Annotated in this window: 13 protein-coding genes and 1 pseudogene; 3 read left to right on the forward strand and 11 right to left on the reverse strand. The window is 69.8% G+C overall.

Features of this window, described 5'->3' with window-relative positions; translation table 11 throughout:
• Positions 1 to 403 precede the first annotated feature (403 nt).
• Positions 404 to 1,054, reverse strand: a pseudogene (locus LE190_RS22015) (two-partner secretion domain-containing protein); the annotation flags it as partial.
• A gap of 42 nt (positions 1,055 to 1,096) precedes the next feature.
• A complete protein-coding gene (locus LE190_RS06710) occupies positions 1,097 to 2,770 on the reverse strand; it encodes a ShlB/FhaC/HecB family hemolysin secretion/activation protein (RefSeq protein ID WP_225237951.1) in 1,674 nt (557 codons plus the stop codon).
• 398 nt (positions 2,771 to 3,168) lie between these two features.
• Between LE190_RS06710 and LE190_RS06715 the strand changes: the two genes are divergently transcribed.
• Positions 3,169 to 4,614, forward strand: coding sequence for an NAD-dependent succinate-semialdehyde dehydrogenase (locus LE190_RS06715; RefSeq protein WP_225237952.1), 1,446 nt, complete (start codon positions 3,169 to 3,171; stop codon positions 4,612 to 4,614).
• A 114-nt stretch (positions 4,615 to 4,728) separates the two neighbouring features.
• Positions 4,729 to 6,045, forward strand: coding sequence for an MFS transporter (locus tag LE190_RS06720; protein WP_225237953.1), 1,317 nt, complete (start codon positions 4,729 to 4,731; stop codon positions 6,043 to 6,045).
• Positions 6,046 to 6,052: 7 nt separating this feature from the next.
• Here LE190_RS06720 and LE190_RS06725 read toward each other — a convergent pair whose 3' ends face one another.
• On the reverse strand, positions 6,053 to 6,787 hold the full coding sequence (locus LE190_RS06725; protein WP_225237954.1) for a trimeric intracellular cation channel family protein: 735 nt from the start codon (positions 6,785 to 6,787) through the stop codon (positions 6,053 to 6,055).
• Between the two features lie 101 nt (positions 6,788 to 6,888).
• On the reverse strand, positions 6,889 to 7,992 hold the full coding sequence (locus tag LE190_RS06730; RefSeq protein WP_225237955.1) for an alpha/beta fold hydrolase: 1,104 nt from the start codon (positions 7,990 to 7,992) through the stop codon (positions 6,889 to 6,891).
• Between the two features lie 143 nt (positions 7,993 to 8,135).
• Here LE190_RS06730 and LE190_RS06735 point away from each other — a divergent pair, with 143 nt between their 5' ends.
• On the forward strand, positions 8,136 to 8,576 hold the full coding sequence (locus LE190_RS06735) for a DUF2784 domain-containing protein (RefSeq protein ID WP_225237956.1): 441 nt from the start codon (positions 8,136 to 8,138) through the stop codon (positions 8,574 to 8,576).
• On the opposite strand, the gene zwf is transcribed toward LE190_RS06735, so the two are convergent.
• The 7 genes from zwf to LE190_RS06770 form a co-directional block, all read right to left on the reverse strand.
• Positions 8,501 to 9,967 carry a glucose-6-phosphate dehydrogenase gene (gene zwf / locus LE190_RS06740; protein ID WP_225237957.1) on the reverse strand — a complete coding sequence of 489 codons (1,467 nt, stop codon included), beginning with the start codon at positions 9,965 to 9,967 and terminating at the stop codon, positions 8,501 to 8,503. The two genes, LE190_RS06735 and zwf, sit on opposite strands and share 76 nt — an antisense overlap.
• A gap of 257 nt (positions 9,968 to 10,224) precedes the next feature.
• Positions 10,225 to 10,815 carry an SAM-dependent methyltransferase gene (locus tag LE190_RS06745; RefSeq protein WP_225237958.1) on the reverse strand — a complete coding sequence of 197 codons (591 nt, stop codon included), beginning with the start codon at positions 10,813 to 10,815 and terminating at the stop codon, positions 10,225 to 10,227.
• A gap of 33 nt (positions 10,816 to 10,848) precedes the next feature.
• A complete protein-coding gene (locus LE190_RS06750; RefSeq protein WP_225237959.1) occupies positions 10,849 to 12,255 on the reverse strand; it encodes an APC family permease in 1,407 nt (468 codons plus the stop codon).
• A 189-nt stretch (positions 12,256 to 12,444) separates the two neighbouring features.
• Positions 12,445 to 13,365, reverse strand: coding sequence for an alpha/beta fold hydrolase (locus tag LE190_RS06755; RefSeq protein WP_225237960.1), 921 nt, complete (start codon positions 13,363 to 13,365; stop codon positions 12,445 to 12,447).
• 51 nt (positions 13,366 to 13,416) lie between these two features.
• Positions 13,417 to 14,226, reverse strand: a complete 810-nt coding sequence (locus LE190_RS06760; RefSeq protein WP_225238076.1) for a hypothetical protein — start codon at positions 14,224 to 14,226, stop codon at positions 13,417 to 13,419.
• Positions 14,223 to 14,951 (reverse strand): hypothetical protein, encoded by a 729-nt coding sequence (locus tag LE190_RS06765; protein ID WP_225237961.1) that lies wholly within the window; start codon positions 14,949 to 14,951, stop codon positions 14,223 to 14,225. Before LE190_RS06765 ends, LE190_RS06760 begins: the two co-directional genes overlap by 4 nt.
• Positions 14,952 to 16,112, reverse strand: coding sequence for an exo-alpha-sialidase (locus tag LE190_RS06770; RefSeq protein WP_225237962.1), 1,161 nt, complete (start codon positions 16,110 to 16,112; stop codon positions 14,952 to 14,954).
• Between the last annotated feature and the right edge of the window lie 159 nt (positions 16,113 to 16,271).

The raw sequence follows: 16,271 nt of genomic DNA on the forward strand, positions 1-16,271 counted from the left end.
CGGCAACGGCGCCGCCAACACCGGTTCCGCTCCCTGAAGCGTCGACGTCTCCGCTAACAACACTTGTCGCGGCGGCGGAAACGTCAATGGAGCCACCGTTGTGGCCGGCCGCTGAGAGATCGCCTTTGACCAGGATTCCCGCTGTTTCGGATTTGATCGCGATAGTGCCACCTGAACGACCGGCCTCGATGGACCTGGCGCTGGTTACACTGCCTTCGCCAAGGGTCACGTTCCCTTTCCCAAGGATGTCGACTCTGCCCAGCGCATCCAGGCTCTCGGCGCGCACGATCCCTGCCTGGTTGACGATCCCTCCATGCAGGTCGATCCTGCCATCGATCGCCGTCACCGTGCCGGTATTCACGGTCTGCTGGTCCGACGCATTCACCCGCAGCGTGATGTTTGGCAGCCCCGAGTCTACGATCTCGACGCTGCTCCCGGACGCAAGGACAACGCTGCCCTGCTGCGCATGGATGGTTCCCGTGTTCTGGACCGTCCCGCCCACCAGCCACACCCGGCCGCCGAAACTGGTGCTGATCGCCCCGTCGTTGCGCACTTCCCGGTTCGCGCCTCCCGCCGCGTCGAACCTAGCGCGTCCGGCCAGGAAGTCGGCATTCGACAACGCCATGGTCGATGCCACCAGCCCGCCGACATCGATCCGCGCACCCTGGCCGAACAGCACGCCATTCGGATTGATCAGCCACACGCTCCCGTTCGAGGTCAGCGCCCCCAGGATCTGCGACGGGTCGTTCCCGACCACCCGGTTCAGCACCTTGCTGGCCGCATCGGCCTGGGCGAAGTGCACGGTGTTCTGCGTGCCGATCGAAAAACTCTGCCAGTTCAGGACCGCGTTCGGCGAGTTTGTGATGGTCATCTGGCTGCCGTTGGTGTTGATGCCGGCATTGCCGTTGACGACCTGGGCTCCGGTGGGCAACTGGGCCCAGGCCGGGATGGCGCAGGTGCCGAAGGCGGCGGCCAGCGATGCGGCGATGGCATGCAGCGCGAAGCGGGCGCATGGGGCGGGGCGCGCGGCGCGCGGTACGGATAGCTGTCTCATGTTGTCACCTCGCGAGGTCGATGCGTGAATGAGGGGTCGTGCTCAGAAAGCCAGGTTGACGGCGACGTGTCCACGCACGTCGCCTTTCGCAGTTGCCGAGCCCTGCCTGAGGGCGCGGCCGAGGTCCAGGCTCGCGCTGAGCCTGCGGTTCCATCCGAAGCGGGTGCCGATGCCGACGCTGCTCAGCGAGCAGGTGGTGGACGTCCCCACGCCGCAGGCCAGGTCGCCATGGTTACGTACCCGTCCATGGTCGATGAAGAGGTAGGGCTGCACGCGCAGCTTGTCGGCCAGGTTCGGCACCGTGGCGGCCAGCTCGATGCGCGCCAGCAGGCCCAGGTCTCCGCTCGCTTCGCGCTCGCGGTAGCCGCGCACGCTGTTCACGCCGCCCACCCCGTAGCGCTCGGCCGAGATCAGCCGGTGCGGGCTGTATTGCAGTTCGAGCCGACCGTTCAGCGACAGGATGCTGCTTAAACGACGCTCGGCAAACGCCGTCATGCGCGTGATCGCATAGTGGCGCTTGCCGCCGATGCGCGCCGCCTCGTAGGTGTTGCGCGCGCTGCCGCCCGCGTTCACCGAGGCCGACAGGTTGACGCCATAGGCCAGCTCCGCGCCCTGCTTCTGGCCGACATAGGCGATGCTGAGCGGGATGGTGGTGACGTCCACCGCCGCCGTGCCGCACTGGTCACGGCCGAAGTCGCCGAAGCTGCAGGTGTCCTCGTAGTCGCGCCAGTCCAGGCCCAGGGTCACCTGGTGGTCGTATTCGCCGAGGCGGTCCAGGTAGCGATTCAGGCGCACCCCGGCCATCGTGCCCTTGCCGGTGAAGGCCAGGGTGCCGAGGGTGGCGATGGCGGTGGCGATGCTCACGCTCGAATGTGCCACGTAGGCATCGACCGATGCCGCCTGCGCGTACAGCGGCACCCGGTAGCTGGCACTGAAGATCTTGACCTTGTCCGGGTCCTCGGGCGAGGTCTGGAATTGCAGGGTCCCTACGTGATCCCGCCCGAACAGGTTGGCGTGCTGCACCCCAAGGCTGAGCCGGTGGCGGCCGGTGAGCGGCGTGCCGGTATTGTTGTAGCCGACCAGGTACTGCAGCGGATCGACGTCGGTCACGTCCACGCTGGCGTCGATCTCGCCGCTGCGCGCGCCGGCGGCCAGCGTCACTTTCAGGTGCTTGGCCGGATTGTCGTTGGCCAGCTGGATGTCGCGGTCGATCGCGCGCACCAGGGGCGTCGTGCCCTCGCGCAGGTGGGGCAAACCGGCGCGCACGTTGGCCGTGTCGAAGTGCTCGTTGCCGGTCACCCGCACATTGGCCAGCTTGCCCTCGACCACGCGCATGACGATCTGGCCGTCGCCGCTTTGCTGCGGCGGAATGAACACCACCACGCCGCCATAGCCCGCATCGCGGTAGGCCTGCTGGACGCGCGCCGCCGCCGCGTTGAGCTCGTCGAGCGAACGCTGGCTGCCAGCCAGGTCGGCCGTCAGGGCACGCACGGTGTGCTCGGGCAGCAGGGTATTGCCTTCGACCCGCACGCCGGCCACCGCCATCTTCTGCGGCTCCTGCGCCGCTGCGCCGCCCAATGGACATAGCAGCAGCATGGCGCAGGCGGCGCCGCGCAGCAGGCCGCGAGCATGTGCCGGAGCGAGGGGAGGGGAGGAACTGGCCGGACGGAAGGCATGGGCGAGCAGCGACACAAGCGTGCGCAGGCGTAGAGTCATCGTTATCCCCTTCAGAGCGTACTGGACATGTGGCCGGGCCGGCCCGGTAAGCCGGGCGCCCGCTATGCGCATCGCATGCCCCGCGCCCGCACGAACCCCATGACCGGATAGGGCCATCGAAAAACTTGAGTGCAGGAAAGAAGCCGTTGAGCGCTATTGCCGCGATTAAACTATTATTTAGAGCTATTTATCGCAAGACTCAGAAGCTGAATAAATACTACTCCTTCATTCCGCTTTGATAAAAAAATTTTAACTTGTGGTGTGCATACAACCACAACCGTGACGCGCCGGCGCCACCTGCAGCGCCGCCGCTTGGGGCCAGACGTCGGCTTCGCCGCTGCACCCAATGCACACACCGGTTATGATTGGCGTTCATTCAACACAGGAACCGACGCTCCATGACGACTTCCAGCTATCCCGATACCCGCCTCCTCATCGCCAACGAATGGCGCGACGCCACGGGCGGCAAGACGATCCCGGTGCTGAACCCAGCCACCGGCCAGGCCATCGGCACCGTCGCCCATGCATCCATCGCCGACCTCGATCACGCGCTGGCCGCGGCCCAGCAGGGCTTCGAAGCCTGGCGTGCCGTGAGCGCCGCGGAACGCGCCGCGACCATGCGCCGCGCCGCCACCCTGCTGCGCGAACGCGCCGCCGACATCGCGCGCCTGCTCACCCAGGAGCAGGGCAAGCCGCTGGCCGAAGCCAAGATGGAAACCATGGCCGGCGCCGAGATCATCGACTGGTTCGCTGCCGAAGGCATGCGCGTGTACGGCCGCATCGTCCCGGCGAGGAATCCCGCCGCGCAGCAGCTGGTGCTGAAGGAGCCGGTCGGTCCGGTGGCTGCCTTCACGCCCTGGAACTTCCCGATCAACCAGATCGTGCGCAAGCTGTCGGCCGCGCTGGCTACCGGCTGCTCCTTCCTGTGCAAGGCGCCGGAAGAAACGCCCGCCTCGCCGGCCGCCCTGCTGCAGTGCTTCGTCGATGCCGGCGTGCCGCCGGGCGTGGTGGGCCTGGTGTTCGGCGACCCGGCCGAGATCTCCGGCTACCTGATTCCGCATCCGGTCATCCGCAAGGTCACCTTCACCGGTTCGACCCCGGTCGGCAAGCAGCTGGCGGCGCTGGCCGGGGCCCACATGAAGCGCGCCACCATGGAGCTGGGCGGCCACGCGCCGGTGATCGTGGCCGAGGATGCCGACGTCGCGCTGGCCGTGAAGGCCGCCGGCGCCGCCAAGTTCCGCAACGCCGGCCAGGTGTGCATCTCGCCGACCCGCTTCCTGGTCCACAAGGCGATCAAGGACGAGTTTACGCGCGCCATGGTCAAGCATGCGGAAGGCCTGAAGCTCGGCGACGGCCTCCAGGATGGCATCACCCTCGGGCCGCTGGCCAATGCGCGCCGCCTGACCGCGATGGCGAAGGTGGTCGAGGACGCGCAGGCCAGGGGCGCCACCGTGGCGCACGGCGGCCAGCGCGTGGGCGAGGCGGGCAACTTCTTCGCGCCGACCATCCTGGCCGACGTGCCGCTCGAGGCCAGCGTGTTCAACGACGAGCCCTTCGGACCTGTGGCGGCGATCCGCGGCTTCGACACGCTGGAGGAAGCGATCCAGGAGGCGAACCGCCTGCCTTACGGGCTGGCCGGCTATGCCTTCACGCGCTCGATCAAGAATGCGCAACTGCTGATGAACCGGGTCGAGGTGGGCATGCTGTGGATTAACCAGCCGGCCACGCCAAGCGCGGAGCTGCCGTTCGGCGGTATCAAGGATTCCGGCTACGGGTCGGAGGGCGGGCCGGAAGCGCTGGAGGCCTATCTGAACACCAAGGCGGTCTCCATGATGGGGATGTAAGCGGCCCGCGATACCAGGTTGCGCCTTCCCGCGCCGCGTCGGGCCGCATGGGCGCCGGCAAACGCGGATTCAGGGCACACTGGCGCCTGATTCCACAAGGTTGAAGGAGCGGGGATGGCGGCACAGGGCGCGACGGTCGAACAGGGCATACGCCTGGCGGGTGTGGGCAGGTTCCAATACCGGCTGTTCGCGATCTTCGGACTGGTCTGGATGGCCGATGCGATGCAGGTGCTGTCGATCGGTTTCACCGCGCCCTCGATCGCCCGGACCTTCGGCATCGGCGTGCCGCAGGCGCTCGAGACGGGCACCGCCTTCTTCATCGGGATGCTGCTCGGGGCCTTCGGCTTCGGACGCCTGGCCGACCGCATCGGGCGCCGGCCCGTGCTGATGGCGGCGGTGCTGGTCGACGCCTGCTTCGGCGTGGCCTCGGCCTTCGCGCCGGATTTCCACTGGCTGCTGGCCTTGCGCTTCCTGACCGGCATCGGCGTGGGTGGCACGCTGCCGGTCGACTACACCATGATGGCGGAATTCCTGCCCAGCGACCGGCGCGGACGCTGGCTGGTGATGCTCGAATCGTTCTGGGCGGTGGGTACCATCGCGCTGGCGGTGCTGGCCCTGGTGGCGCTGCGCTGGGATGCCGATGCCTGGCGCCTGATCTTCTTCGTGACCGGACTGCCGGCCCTGGCGGGCGTGGTGCTGCGCCTGTACGTGCCGGAGTCCCCCATGTACCTGAACCGCAACGGCAAGGCGCAGCAGGCGCGCAGCGTGCTGGAACGGGTGGCGCGCGTCAATGGCAGCGCGCAGGCGATCCCGCCGCTGCTGCCGGAAGCCCCGGTGCGCGGCGCCCTGAAGGCGCTGTTCGCGGGCACGCTGCGGCGCCGCAGCCTGGCCCTGTTCGCGGCATGGGGCTTGACCTCGATCGCCTACTACGGCGTGTTCGTCTACCTGCCGGTGCGCTTGAGCGCGCAGGGCTTCGGCTTCATGCGCGGCCAGGAATTCCTGATCGTGCTGGCACTGGTGCAGCTGCCCGGCTTCGCGCTGTCGGCCTATGGCGTGGAGCGCTGGGGCAGGAAGCCCACCCTGGTCGGCTTCCTGCTGCTGAGCGCCGCGGGCTGCATGGCCTACAGTTTCGGCAGCGCCACCGCACTGGTGGTCGGCTCGACCCTCCTGATGAGCTTTGCCCTGCTTGGCACCTGGGGCGCGCTGTACGCCTTCACCCCGGAGGTCTATCCGACCGAGCTGCGCGCCAGCGGCATGGGCATGGCGGGCGCCGTGGCGCGCTTCGGCGGCCTGTTCGCGCCGGCCATCGTGGCGCCCGTGATGGCGACCCACTTCACGCTGGCGCTGGGGATGCTGGCGGCCTTCCTGGTGCTGGGCGCCGCGGCGGTCGGGATGGTGGACGTCGAATCGCGCCGGCGCGCGCTCGACTAGTCCGGCATCAGCGGAACTCGCCGCGCCCGCCGCCCTTGCCATCCTCGTCCGGCCCGTCGGGGGTACGCGCGGTGGGCAGGTGCCAGCCGTAGCGGATTGCGGCCACGCGCAAGCCGAAGCACAGGGCGGCGCCCGCGCAGGCGGTGGCGGTGGTGGGTAGCTGCAGGGCGTCGCCCAGCACCACCACGCTGGCTCCGGCCAGGGAGGCGACCGCGTAGATGTCCGAGCGCAGCACGGCCGGCACGTCGGACAGCAGCACGTCGCGCGCGATGCCGCCGCCGATCCCGGTCAGCATGCCGAGCAGCGCGGCCATCACGGGTTCCAGTCCGAACACGAGCGCCTTCTGGGCGCCGGCCACGCAGAACAGGGCCAGGCCGGCGCCATCGAAGATCAGCACGGCGTTGCGCAGGCGGTTGACGAGCGGATACCAGAACAGGATCGCGAGCCCGGCCAGCAGCGACACCGCCAGGTAGCGCCAGTCGCTGATCGCGGCCGGCGGCGTGGCGCCGATCAGGAGGTCGCGCACGATGCCGCCCGAGTTGGCGGCAACGAAGGACAGCACCAGCACGCCGAACACGTCGAGCCGGCGGCGCGCGCCGGCGGTGGCGCCACTGAGGGCGAATACGAAGGTGCCGATCAGGTCGAGGGTCAGCACCAGGGTTTTCATGGCGGCTCCCATGTCGAGAGCGAGTACGGCGAACACGTGGGTCCTTGCGTCGGGGTGGCGGAGAATGCCCGGCATGGTAACGCAGAATCGCGTTGCGCCGCCCGCCGGGCTCTGCTTTGCGCCCCGAAGCACCCCTCCACACGCCCGCTTCTTAGTCCGCTTCTTAGTCCCGCTTCTCAGTCCCTGTGCGCTTCGAGCCAGCGGAAGATCGCCGGCCACAGTTCGCCATGGGCGCTGGCGCCGACCAGCACGCCCACATGCTGCAGGTTGACCCCGACGTCGCCGCCATAGTGCAGCAGGCACTTGTGCGTGCTGGCCGCCGCGTCGTGGAAGCGTGCCAGGGCCGCTACCGGAATCAGCCGGCTGCGCGGGTCGACCACGCCCAGCAGCGGCGCGCGCAGCGCCTGCGGACCAATGCGGCGGCCGTCGATCTCCAGCTCGCCGCGCATGAAGGCGTCCCTGCGGTACAGGTCCTCCACGAGCTCGGTGAACAGGCGCCCCGGCAGCGCGAATTCGTCGTGGGTCCAGCGCTCCACGCGCATGTGGGTGGCGAGCCGCTCCGCGCTGCCGAGGGAGAGCCAGCGGTCGGCCATGCGCTCCCACTGGAAGGCCCGTGGCTCGGCCAGTGCGCTCATCAGGTTGAGGAAGACGCCTGGCACCTGGCCGAAGGCGGCGGCCACCCGGCCGGCGTCCGGCGTCGCTTCCACCAGCGCGCGGAACGGGCTGGCGGCGCCGCCGAAGTGCAGGGGCGACTCGAGCAGGACGGTGGCGCGCACCCGGTCGGGATGCAGGCAGCCGTAGATGGCCGCCAGGATGCCGCCCAGCGAATGGCCGGCGACGGTCAGCGTGCCTTCCGCGCTGTCGGCCTCGATGGCCTGCTGGCAGGCGGCCAGCAGGCGGCTGCCGTAGTCGGCCAGGCCGAGATCGGGCCCGTCTTCGGGCAGCGGTGTCCATTCGGCCAGGTAGACGCGATAGCCGGCATCGATCCAGCGGCGCACGACGCTGACCTCGGGCGCGAGATCCCAGATATAGGAACGCTTGATCGGGGCCGGCACCAGCAGCGCGGCCGGTGCACCGGCGTCGGCCTGCCCGTCGTAGCGGCGCAGGTTCAGGCCGGGTTCGCGGTGCAGGACCGTATGCGGGCTCTCGCGCGGGCCATAGCCGGCCTGTTCGAACAGCCTGCCGCGCGCCTGGCGGCTGCGGTCCATGTGCTTGAGGGCGGCGGCGCCGGCGGCGGTGTAGTCCGGCAGCCCGAAGGGGGAGGTGGTCGGTGCGTACATGGGGCTCTCTTGGTGGTCATCGTTGACGGGACCTGCCACTCTACGCCGCCCGCACCTCGCCCACAATCGCGCGCGCCGCCTCGCGCGCCGGCCCTTGCGGCGTATTAAACTGGCGGAACGCAGCGCTTTCCGGAAGTCTCAACATGGGTTACCGATTCCTCGCCGATGCCGTGCTCCTGCTGCACCTCGGCTTTATCCTGTTCGTCGTGTTCGGCGCCTTGCTGGTGGCGCGCTGGCCGCGCCTGCTCCCGCTGCACCTGGCGGCCGCGGCCTGGGGCTTCGGGATCGAGGTGCTGGGCGCGGTCTGCCCGCTCACCTACCTCGAAAACCGCCTGCGCGCGCTGGCGGGCGTGGCCGGCTACGCGGACGGCTTCATCGAGCACTACCTGCTGCCGCTGGTGTATCCGGGCGCGATGAGCCGCGGCCTGCAACTGGCGCTGGCCGCCGGAGTGCTCGCGGTCAACGCGGCGCTGTATGCCTGGCTCTGGCGGCGCCGCACCCGGGTGCCCTACTCGACCCAGGCGAAACCGTCGCGCGCCATCAGCGCGAACGATTCGGCCGGGCCCCAGGAGCCGGCCGGATAGGGGTGGGGCTTCTCGCCCAGCGTGCCCCAGCTCTCGATGATCGGGTCGGCCCATTCCCATGCGGCCTCGAGTTCGTCGCGCCGCATGAAGTGGGTCAGGCGCCCGCGCACGACGTCGATCAGGAGGCGCTCGTAGGCTTCGGCGCGGCGCTGCTGGAAGGCCGACTGCAAATCGAGGTTCAGCGCCACCTGCTGCATCTGCATGCCGCTGCCGGGCTGCTTGGCCATGATCTGCAGCTTGATCGCTTCTTCCGGCTGCAGCTCGATCACCAGGCGGTTGGCGACGCCGCCCGGCATGTCGGGGAACAGCGGGAACGGAGGATTCGCGAACTCGACCACGATCTTCGACGAGCGCCGCGCCATGCGCTTGCCGGTGCGCAGGTAGAACGGCACCTTCGACCAGCGCCAGGTGTCGATGTGGGCGCGCAGGGCGACGAAGGTCTCGGTGCGGCTGCCCGGCGGCACGTTCTGCTCCTCGAGGTAGCCGTCCACCTCCTGGTTGCCGCTGACGCCATGGGTGTACTGGCCGCGCACGGTGTCGCGCGCGATGTCCGCCAGCTTCATGCGGCGCAGCGAGCGGAGCACCTTCAGCTTCTCGTCGCGCACCGCGTCCGGCGCCAGCGAGGTGGGCGGCTCCATCGCGACGATGCACAGCAGCTGCAGCAGGTGGTTCTGCACCATGTCGCGCATGGCGCCGGTGCCGTCGTAGAAGCCGGCGCGGCTGCCCACGCCCACTTCCTCGGCCACCGTGATCTGCACGCTCGAGATGTTCGGCGCGCGCCACAGCGGTTCCAGGATCGAGTTCCCGAAGCGCAGCACCATCAGGTTCTGCACCGTTTCCTTGCCTAGGTAGTGGTCGATGCGGTAGATCTGGGATTCGGCGAAATGGCGGCCCACCGCCTCGTTGATCTCGATGGCGGAGGCGAGGTCGTGGCCCAGCGGTTTCTCGAGCACCACGCGGGCATGGGCGTCGACCAGGCCGGCCGCGGCCAGTTTTTCGCAGATGGTGGTAAACAGCGCGGGGGCCGTGGAAAGGTAGAACACGCGCTGGGCGCCGGCATGCGTGGCGCGCGCCAGGGCGCCGAAGTCGGGCGCCTGCTGGACGTCGAGGCGCACGTAGTCGAGCAGCTGCAGGAAGCCGTCCCAGGTTCTGTCGTTGTAGTTCGCGTCGGCGATGAAGGGACGCGAATGCGTGGCGATGTGGGCCAGGTAGGCGTCGCGCTCGAACTCCTGGCGCCCGGTCGAGATGATGCGGGTCGAGGACGGCAGGTTGCCGTGCAGGTAGGCCATGTAGAGCGCGGGCAGCAGCTTGCGCATGGCCAGGTCGCCCATGCCGCCGAAGATGATCATGTCGAGGGGAAGGCCGGAATCGGTGTCGTTCGCAGGGGTCATGTCGGATAGCCAAACGGTCAATGGAGGCGGCGCGCGCGGGCGCCGGCCCTGTAGCTTACCTCTTGGGAAACAATAAGGAAATGGCAAACGTCCCAGGGGGAGGCGATCCTGGTCCGGCGCTGATCACGCAAAATTCGGACACAACCGTCCTCATGCACAGATTATTTGCCTAAAGCGCAGTTTGGCAAAATTTCGCGCACCGGAATGGGACGGGTACGGCCATGAATGCCGGACCAGAAAAAACCCTTTCGTTTCACTCACGCGCTGGCGGCGCGCTTGTTGGCCTGGGTGATGGTCCAGAAATAGATGCTGCGGCCGTCCACCTCGTCCTTTCGCTCGGGTGGCCAGTCCGGCCCCATGTCGAAGGCGTGCGACACCACCCGGGTGCCGACCCGCAGCTGCCGCCACAGGCGCGGACGCAGCTTCAGGTTGACCGAGGGCAGCAGGTACAAGGTCACCACCGTGGCCGGCGAGACGTCGGCCTGGAACAGGTCGCCGACCAGGAAGTTGACGCGTCCGCTCACCCCGGCCTTTCTGGCGTTCTCGCGGGCCTCGGCGATGCGCACCGGGTCCAGGTCGATGCCGGTGCCGCGCGCGCCGCGCGCGCTGGCGGCGGTGATGACGATGCGGCCATCGCCGCAGCCCAGGTCGTACAGCACGTCCTGGCTGCCGACCCGGCCCATCTCGAGCATGCGCTCGACCACGTCCTGCGGGGTCGGTACGTAGGGCACGTCCAGGCGCGAAGGCGCGGCGGCATCCTGGGCCAGGGTGTGGCCCGGCAACAGCTGCGCGCCGGCCAGTGCGGCGGCCGACAGCAGCAGGGTACGGCGGTGGGGATCGGGCTTCATGGGCACTCCTTCACGAGGTGGTTGGGGCAGGGCTCAGGACGGGCCGCGTTCGCTGCGGCCGAGGAACAGCAGCAGGAGCCCGCCGCTGGCCAGCACCGCCAGCCCGATCCAGGCCGCGTTGATGCCGCCGAGCGACTGGCTGCCCACGTAGGACAGGCTGGACCAGAGCATGTAGGCACAGCTGGCGCAGAACAGCAGCGGCAGCGCGGGATAGAACGGCACCAGGAACGGGCGCGGCAAGGCCGGCTCGCGCCGGCGCAGCACGAACAGCGACAGGCCGCTGAGCAGGAAGAACAGCCAGAATACGGGCGCGGTGAATTCGACCATGGCCTTGAAGCCGCTGCCCGAGGCCACGCCCAGCCCGACCAGCAGCAGGGCGGCGCCGCACTGGACCGACATCGCCACCGCCGGCGTGCCGCGCTCCCCGTCCCACTGGCCGAGGCGGCGCAGCGGCGCCCAGTCGCGGCCCATCGCGAAGCCGGTGCGGGCACCGACGATCATGGTCGCGTTGATCGAGGTGAGCGCCGAGACCGCGACCAGCACCGAGATCAGCTTCTGGCCGGAAGGCCCGAAGGCCAGGCCCATGACGTCGGCCGCCAGCGCCTCGGAGCGGGCCATGCCGTGCATGCCCAGGCTCTGCAGGCAGGCCCAGGTCACCATCAGGTAGAGCACGGTGATGATGCCGATCGACAGGGTCAGCGCGCGCACCATGCTGGCGGCACCGCCGCGCACCTCGGCGCTGATGTAGGCCGCCTCGTTCCAGCCGCCGTAGGTCAGCAGCACGAACACCATGGCCAGCCCGATCGAGGCCGGGGCCGCGGTCGTGGCCGCCGCGTCGGCGGGCGGCGGCGGGGCCGGCGAGGCGAAGAAGGCCGCGGCCACCGCCAGCAGTACCAGTCCGCCGATCTCGGCCATGGTAAGCCAGGTCTGGGCCCCCGCCCCGGCGCGCAGGCCGCGCAGGTTGAGCAGCGACAGCAGCACGATGACCGCGCAGGCGTAGGCGGCCGCGCCCCAGCCCTCGGGCAGCATGGCCAGCGGCAGCGCCTGCTGCATGTAGTCGCCGAACACGAAGGCCAGCAGCGCGATCGAGCCGGTGGTGATCACGGCGAAGCGCGCCCAGCCGAACAGGAAGGCGGTACCGCGGCCATAGGCGCGGTGCAGGTAGTGGTAGTCGCCACCCGGGTGCGGATAGGCCGTGCTGAGTTCGGAGTAGCAGAGCGCGCCCACCAGCGAGATCAGGCCGCCGAGCAGCCACAGGGCGAACATCCATCCGGCGCTACCGCTGAGGCCGGCTACGATGGAAGGGGATTTGAAGATACCGGCGCCGATCACCACGCCCACGATCAGGGCAATTGCCTCGCGCAAACCCAGCAGCCGGCGCGGTGCGGCGCCGTCGCCGGCCGCGGCCGTTCTGGGCAAGTCCTCGTCGCTGCGGTCCATGCCGAAGCCGTTTCGTGCCAGTGCGTACCGGTCCAGGTATCCAGAGGAAGCATTCCGGCGAACAGCGGTCGCCGGTCCGGGGAGCAGGGCGCCGGCCGGGTGCGCAACCCGCCCAGCCTGCGCCACGCGATTATAGACAGGGCTGCCCCAGGCCCGGCGCGCGCCTGAACGTTCGCCGTCTCGCTTCGCTCAGGCGCCAGGGGGCGCGTCCAGGCGCAGGAAAGGCAGCACCCGCCGTACCAGGGCGTGCGGCGCTTCTTCCGGGATGTAGTGGCCGCAATCGAGGGCTTCGCCTTCCACCTCGGTGCCGAGCCGGCGCCATTGCGCGAGCGGATCGAAGCAGCGCCCGACCACGCCCTGCGCGCCCCACAGCACCAGCAGCGGGGTGGCGAAACGCCGTCCGGCCGCACGCTCCGCGCGCTCGTGCTCGAGGTCGATGCCGGCCGCGGCCCGGTAGTCTTCGCAGATGGCGTGGGCGGCGCCGGGCCGGGCCAGGCAGCGCGTGTATTCGGCCAGCGCGCGCGGGTCGAACGGGGCCAGGCCGGCACTGCGGCGGCCCATCACGTCGCGCAGGTAGGCGGCCGGGTCGGCCTCGATCAGGCGTTCCGGCAGCGGCGCCGGCTGGATCAGGAAGAACCAGTGCCAGTAGGCGCGCGCAAACGCCTCGTCGGCGCCCTCGTACATGGCGAGCGTGGGCGCGATGTCGAGCAGCACGGCACGGGTGACGGCATCCGGGTGGTCGGCCAGCAGGCGGTGCGCGACGCGCGCGCCGCGGTCGTGGCCGATCACGGCGAAGCGCCCGAAACCGAGCGCGCCCATCACGGCCGGGAAGTCGGCCGCCATGCTGCGCTTGCTGTAGCCGGCATGGTCGGCCGCGTCGGCGGGCCGCGACGAGTCGCCATAGCCACGCAGGTCGCAGGCGACGACGGTGAAATCGGCGGCCAGCAGGGGCGCGACCCGGTGCCAGATCGCGTGCGTCTGCGGGTGGCCATGCAGCAGCAGGAGCGGCGGCCCGGCGCCGCCCAGCACCCCCGCGATGGCAACGCCGTCCGCGCCGGGAAGGACGAAGCGGCGAAAGCCAGGAAACAGTGCTTCGGTTGGATGCGTCATGCCGGCATCATGTACCAGCCGGGCCGCGGACGGCGTCCGCCTGCCGCAGGCTCAGGCGCCGGCCGCGCCGGCGCCGGCGCCGGCGCTGAGCAGCCAGCTCACCAGCAGCAGGAACAGCACCCACAGGGACACCAGCTTGCCCAGGCGGCGGATGTCGCCGGCGTCCTCGAACAGGGTCGGGCGGCTATAGTTCACCCCCGCGAAGTAGGCGGCGAACACGGTCGCCAGGTAGTGCACGGCGCCGAACATCTCGCCCAGCTCGCCCTTGCGCGGATGGTCGATCAGCAGGTGCGACAGCGCCACCAGCACCAGGTAGGGGATCGAGGCCGCCAGCGGCGGCAGGTACAGCCCGAGCGACTCGACCCAGCGCTGCACGCCCGGCTTGACGCGCGCCACCAGCGGCAGCACCAGGTTGTGGGCCAGGCCGACGATCACGATCAGCTTCAGGATCACGTTCTTGTGCAGGCTGCCGCTGCCGACCGCCATGTTGTGCAGGTTGGTTTCGGCCTGGCGGTTATTCTGCAGGAAGAACTCGGGCGACTGGATGTCGAGGACGCGCTGGAACCAGCTGATCTCTTCGAGCGCCGCCAGCGCGCACAGCAGGCTCAGGCCGCCCAGGGCCAGCAGTTCCAGTGCGCTGCGCTCATTGCGCTTCAGGCGCTCGCTGAAGGCGAAGCCGAGCAGCAGGGCGATCACCGTGAAGCACAGGAACTGCATCCACTCGACGATGCCGTCCTCGCTCAGCAGGCGCCACAGCTTGGCGCTGTCGCCGGACCAGGCCACGGCCAGCAGCAGGACAAAGACGTTGATGAGGATCCCGGTGGCGAGCACGGGATGCAGAATCGGATTCCGGGTGGTCAAGATGACTCCTTGAGGGATGAAAACGGTTCGGTGCCGCCAGCCTGCATGGCGGGCAGCTGTGGCTCGATGGGCTGGTGCCCGCCCACGCCGCGGCGCTGCACGACGCGCAGTCCGGCCAGGCCCAGGGTCGACAGGGCCCAGGCCCACAGCAGCGGGTCGAGCAGCGCGTCCCACAGGTTCCCGGTGGGCAGGCGCGCGCCGGAGAACAGCAGGATGGCGCCGAGCAGCGCGCCGGCCTGGGCGCGGGCCCGGCCACGGACGATGCAGGCTGCGCAGGCCGCCGCCAGCAGCACCGCGAGCAGGGCCGCGCCGGCGCCGAAGCCGGCGTGGTAGTAGCCGTGCGCGAGCAGGCCGAAAGCATCGAGGTAGAGCAGGGTGCCGGCTGCCGCCAGCGCCGCGGCGAGGCGCAGCGGCAGGAGCGGCCGGCTGCGCGCCACGCCGTGCCAGCGCGCCAGCAGGCTGGCCGCGCACAGGCAGGCCAGCAGGGCGCTTGGGGACTGGAAGGCCAACCCCAGGTGCCAGGCCGGGGAGGCCTCGCCCGGCAGCGCCATCCAGGCCAGGCTCAGGAAGGCGATCGCGGCCAGCGGCTTGCGCGGCAGGCGCCAGCGCTGCGGCTGGGTGCGCGCCAGCAGCAGTTCGAGCACGCCGGCCACCAGCGCGGCCAGCACCAGGGCCCAGCCCAGGCGGGCATAGGCGAATTGCCAGGACAGTTCAGGCAGGCTCATTCAGATGTTCTCTCCAATGCTGATCCGGTAACGGTGGTGCGCGATTGCCTGGCGCTGGTGGGTATAGGTCAGGTGCAGCTCCCTGCCGACCAGCTGCATGGTGGGGTAGGAGAATTCGGCGCCCGCGCCGCCGCTGGCGACATCGGCCACGGTGTGCCAGGTCTGCCCGTCGCGCGAGAGCGACAGCCGCAGCAGGCTGCGCGCGGAACCGCCGTCCTGGATGTGGTTGTGCAGCATGAGGAAGTCGCCGTTTTCCAGGCGCAGCACCGCCATCGAGGTGTTCTCGTTGTTCAGTGCCAGCGGCGGCAGGTCTTCCCAGCTGGCGCCGCCGTCGCGGCTGTAGGCATGCTGCACCCGGCGCTCGTCGCTGGCGTCGCGCATCCAGGCCCTCGCCTCCGTGCCCGAGACCGGCACGATGGCCGGCTGCAGGGTCGTGGTGCGGGCGCCGATGCGCGCCATCCCGGTCGGCTCGCCGTCCGGGCCGAAGGCCATCAGCATCGGATACTTGATGCCGAGTTCGAAATACACGGGCAGCCACCAGCCGCCGTCGACCAGGCCGACCGCATTCGTGCGCACCAGCACGCTGGTATTGAACAGGGGCGACATCGGCAGCACGCGCTTCATCGCGAAGCTGGCGCCTTCGTCGGACGAGACCAGGTGCGCCACGCGCGACGCCGCCCAGCCGCCCAGGCCGGTCGCCACCACATACAGGTGGATGCGGCCGTCGGGCCCGGTCCAGGCCACCGGGTTGCCGATGCGGCGTACGCCGAAGCCGAGCGCCGCCCCGAGCGAGGCACGGCTGGCGACTTCCCATGGCGTACCCCATTTGCCGTTATGCCACTGGGCGGCATAGACCTTGACGTCCGGACCGCTCTCGCGGCTGCCGGCCCACCAGAAGGTGAGCAGGCGGTCGCCCGGCAGTGTCGCCAGGGCGCTCGCATGGGCCGAAGGGGTGTTGCGCGGCATCGGGATCAGGGAACGCGACAGTTCATGCAGGCTGACGCGCCCCGGCACCATGGCCGGCAGGCTGGCCGGGGCGGCGGCGCGCGCACTGCGGGCCCAGCGCGCCGCCTCGGCGGCGGCGACGGCCAGCACAAGGGCCGTGCAGGCCAGGACGGTGCGGCGGCGCACGGTGGCGCGCGGTAGCGGCGAATGCTCCATACACTTCGGGCGGAACCAGGCGGGCCGGTTCCGCGATACTCTGTCGATGATCGGGTTGAGAACTGCAGGGTGCGCGGCCATGTGCGAGCGGGTTGTCCGCGCTCGCCCTGAGGATGAATGGCTGGGCTAAACCTGATTAAAGGCACTATCCTACAGGAA

The sequence above is a fragment of the Massilia hydrophila genome, assembly GCF_020208145.1.
Classification (GTDB): Bacteria; Pseudomonadota; Gammaproteobacteria; order Burkholderiales; family Burkholderiaceae_D; genus Telluria; species Telluria hydrophila.

Excerpts from the sequence above, each read along its gene's own strand:
- LE190_RS06715 (WP_225237952.1), top strand. The coding sequence starts at position 3,169 with ATGACGACTTCCAGCTATCCCGATACCCGCCTCCTCATCGCCAACGAA.
- LE190_RS06770 (WP_225237962.1), bottom strand. The coding sequence starts at position 16,112 with ATGGAGCATTCGCCGCTACCGCGCGCCACCGTGCGCCGCCGCACCGTC.
- LE190_RS06750 (WP_225237959.1), bottom strand. The coding sequence starts at position 12,255 with ATGGACCGCAGCGACGAGGACTTGCCCAGAACGGCCGCGGCCGGCGAC.
- LE190_RS06730 (WP_225237955.1), bottom strand. The coding sequence starts at position 7,992 with ATGTACGCACCGACCACCTCCCCCTTCGGGCTGCCGGACTACACCGCC.
- LE190_RS06745 (WP_225237958.1), bottom strand. The coding sequence starts at position 10,815 with ATGAAGCCCGATCCCCACCGCCGTACCCTGCTGCTGTCGGCCGCCGCA.
- LE190_RS06765 (WP_225237961.1), bottom strand. The coding sequence starts at position 14,951 with ATGAGCCTGCCTGAACTGTCCTGGCAATTCGCCTATGCCCGCCTGGGC.
- LE190_RS06755 (WP_225237960.1), bottom strand. The coding sequence starts at position 13,365 with ATGACGCATCCAACCGAAGCACTGTTTCCTGGCTTTCGCCGCTTCGTC.
- LE190_RS06735 (WP_225237956.1), top strand. The coding sequence starts at position 8,136 with ATGGGTTACCGATTCCTCGCCGATGCCGTGCTCCTGCTGCACCTCGGC.
- LE190_RS06725 (WP_225237954.1), bottom strand. The coding sequence starts at position 6,787 with ATGCCGGGCATTCTCCGCCACCCCGACGCAAGGACCCACGTGTTCGCC.
- zwf (WP_225237957.1), bottom strand. The coding sequence starts at position 9,967 with ATGACCCCTGCGAACGACACCGATTCCGGCCTTCCCCTCGACATGATC.
- LE190_RS06710 (WP_225237951.1), bottom strand. The coding sequence starts at position 2,770 with ATGACTCTACGCCTGCGCACGCTTGTGTCGCTGCTCGCCCATGCCTTC.
- LE190_RS06720 (WP_225237953.1), top strand. The coding sequence starts at position 4,729 with ATGGCGGCACAGGGCGCGACGGTCGAACAGGGCATACGCCTGGCGGGT.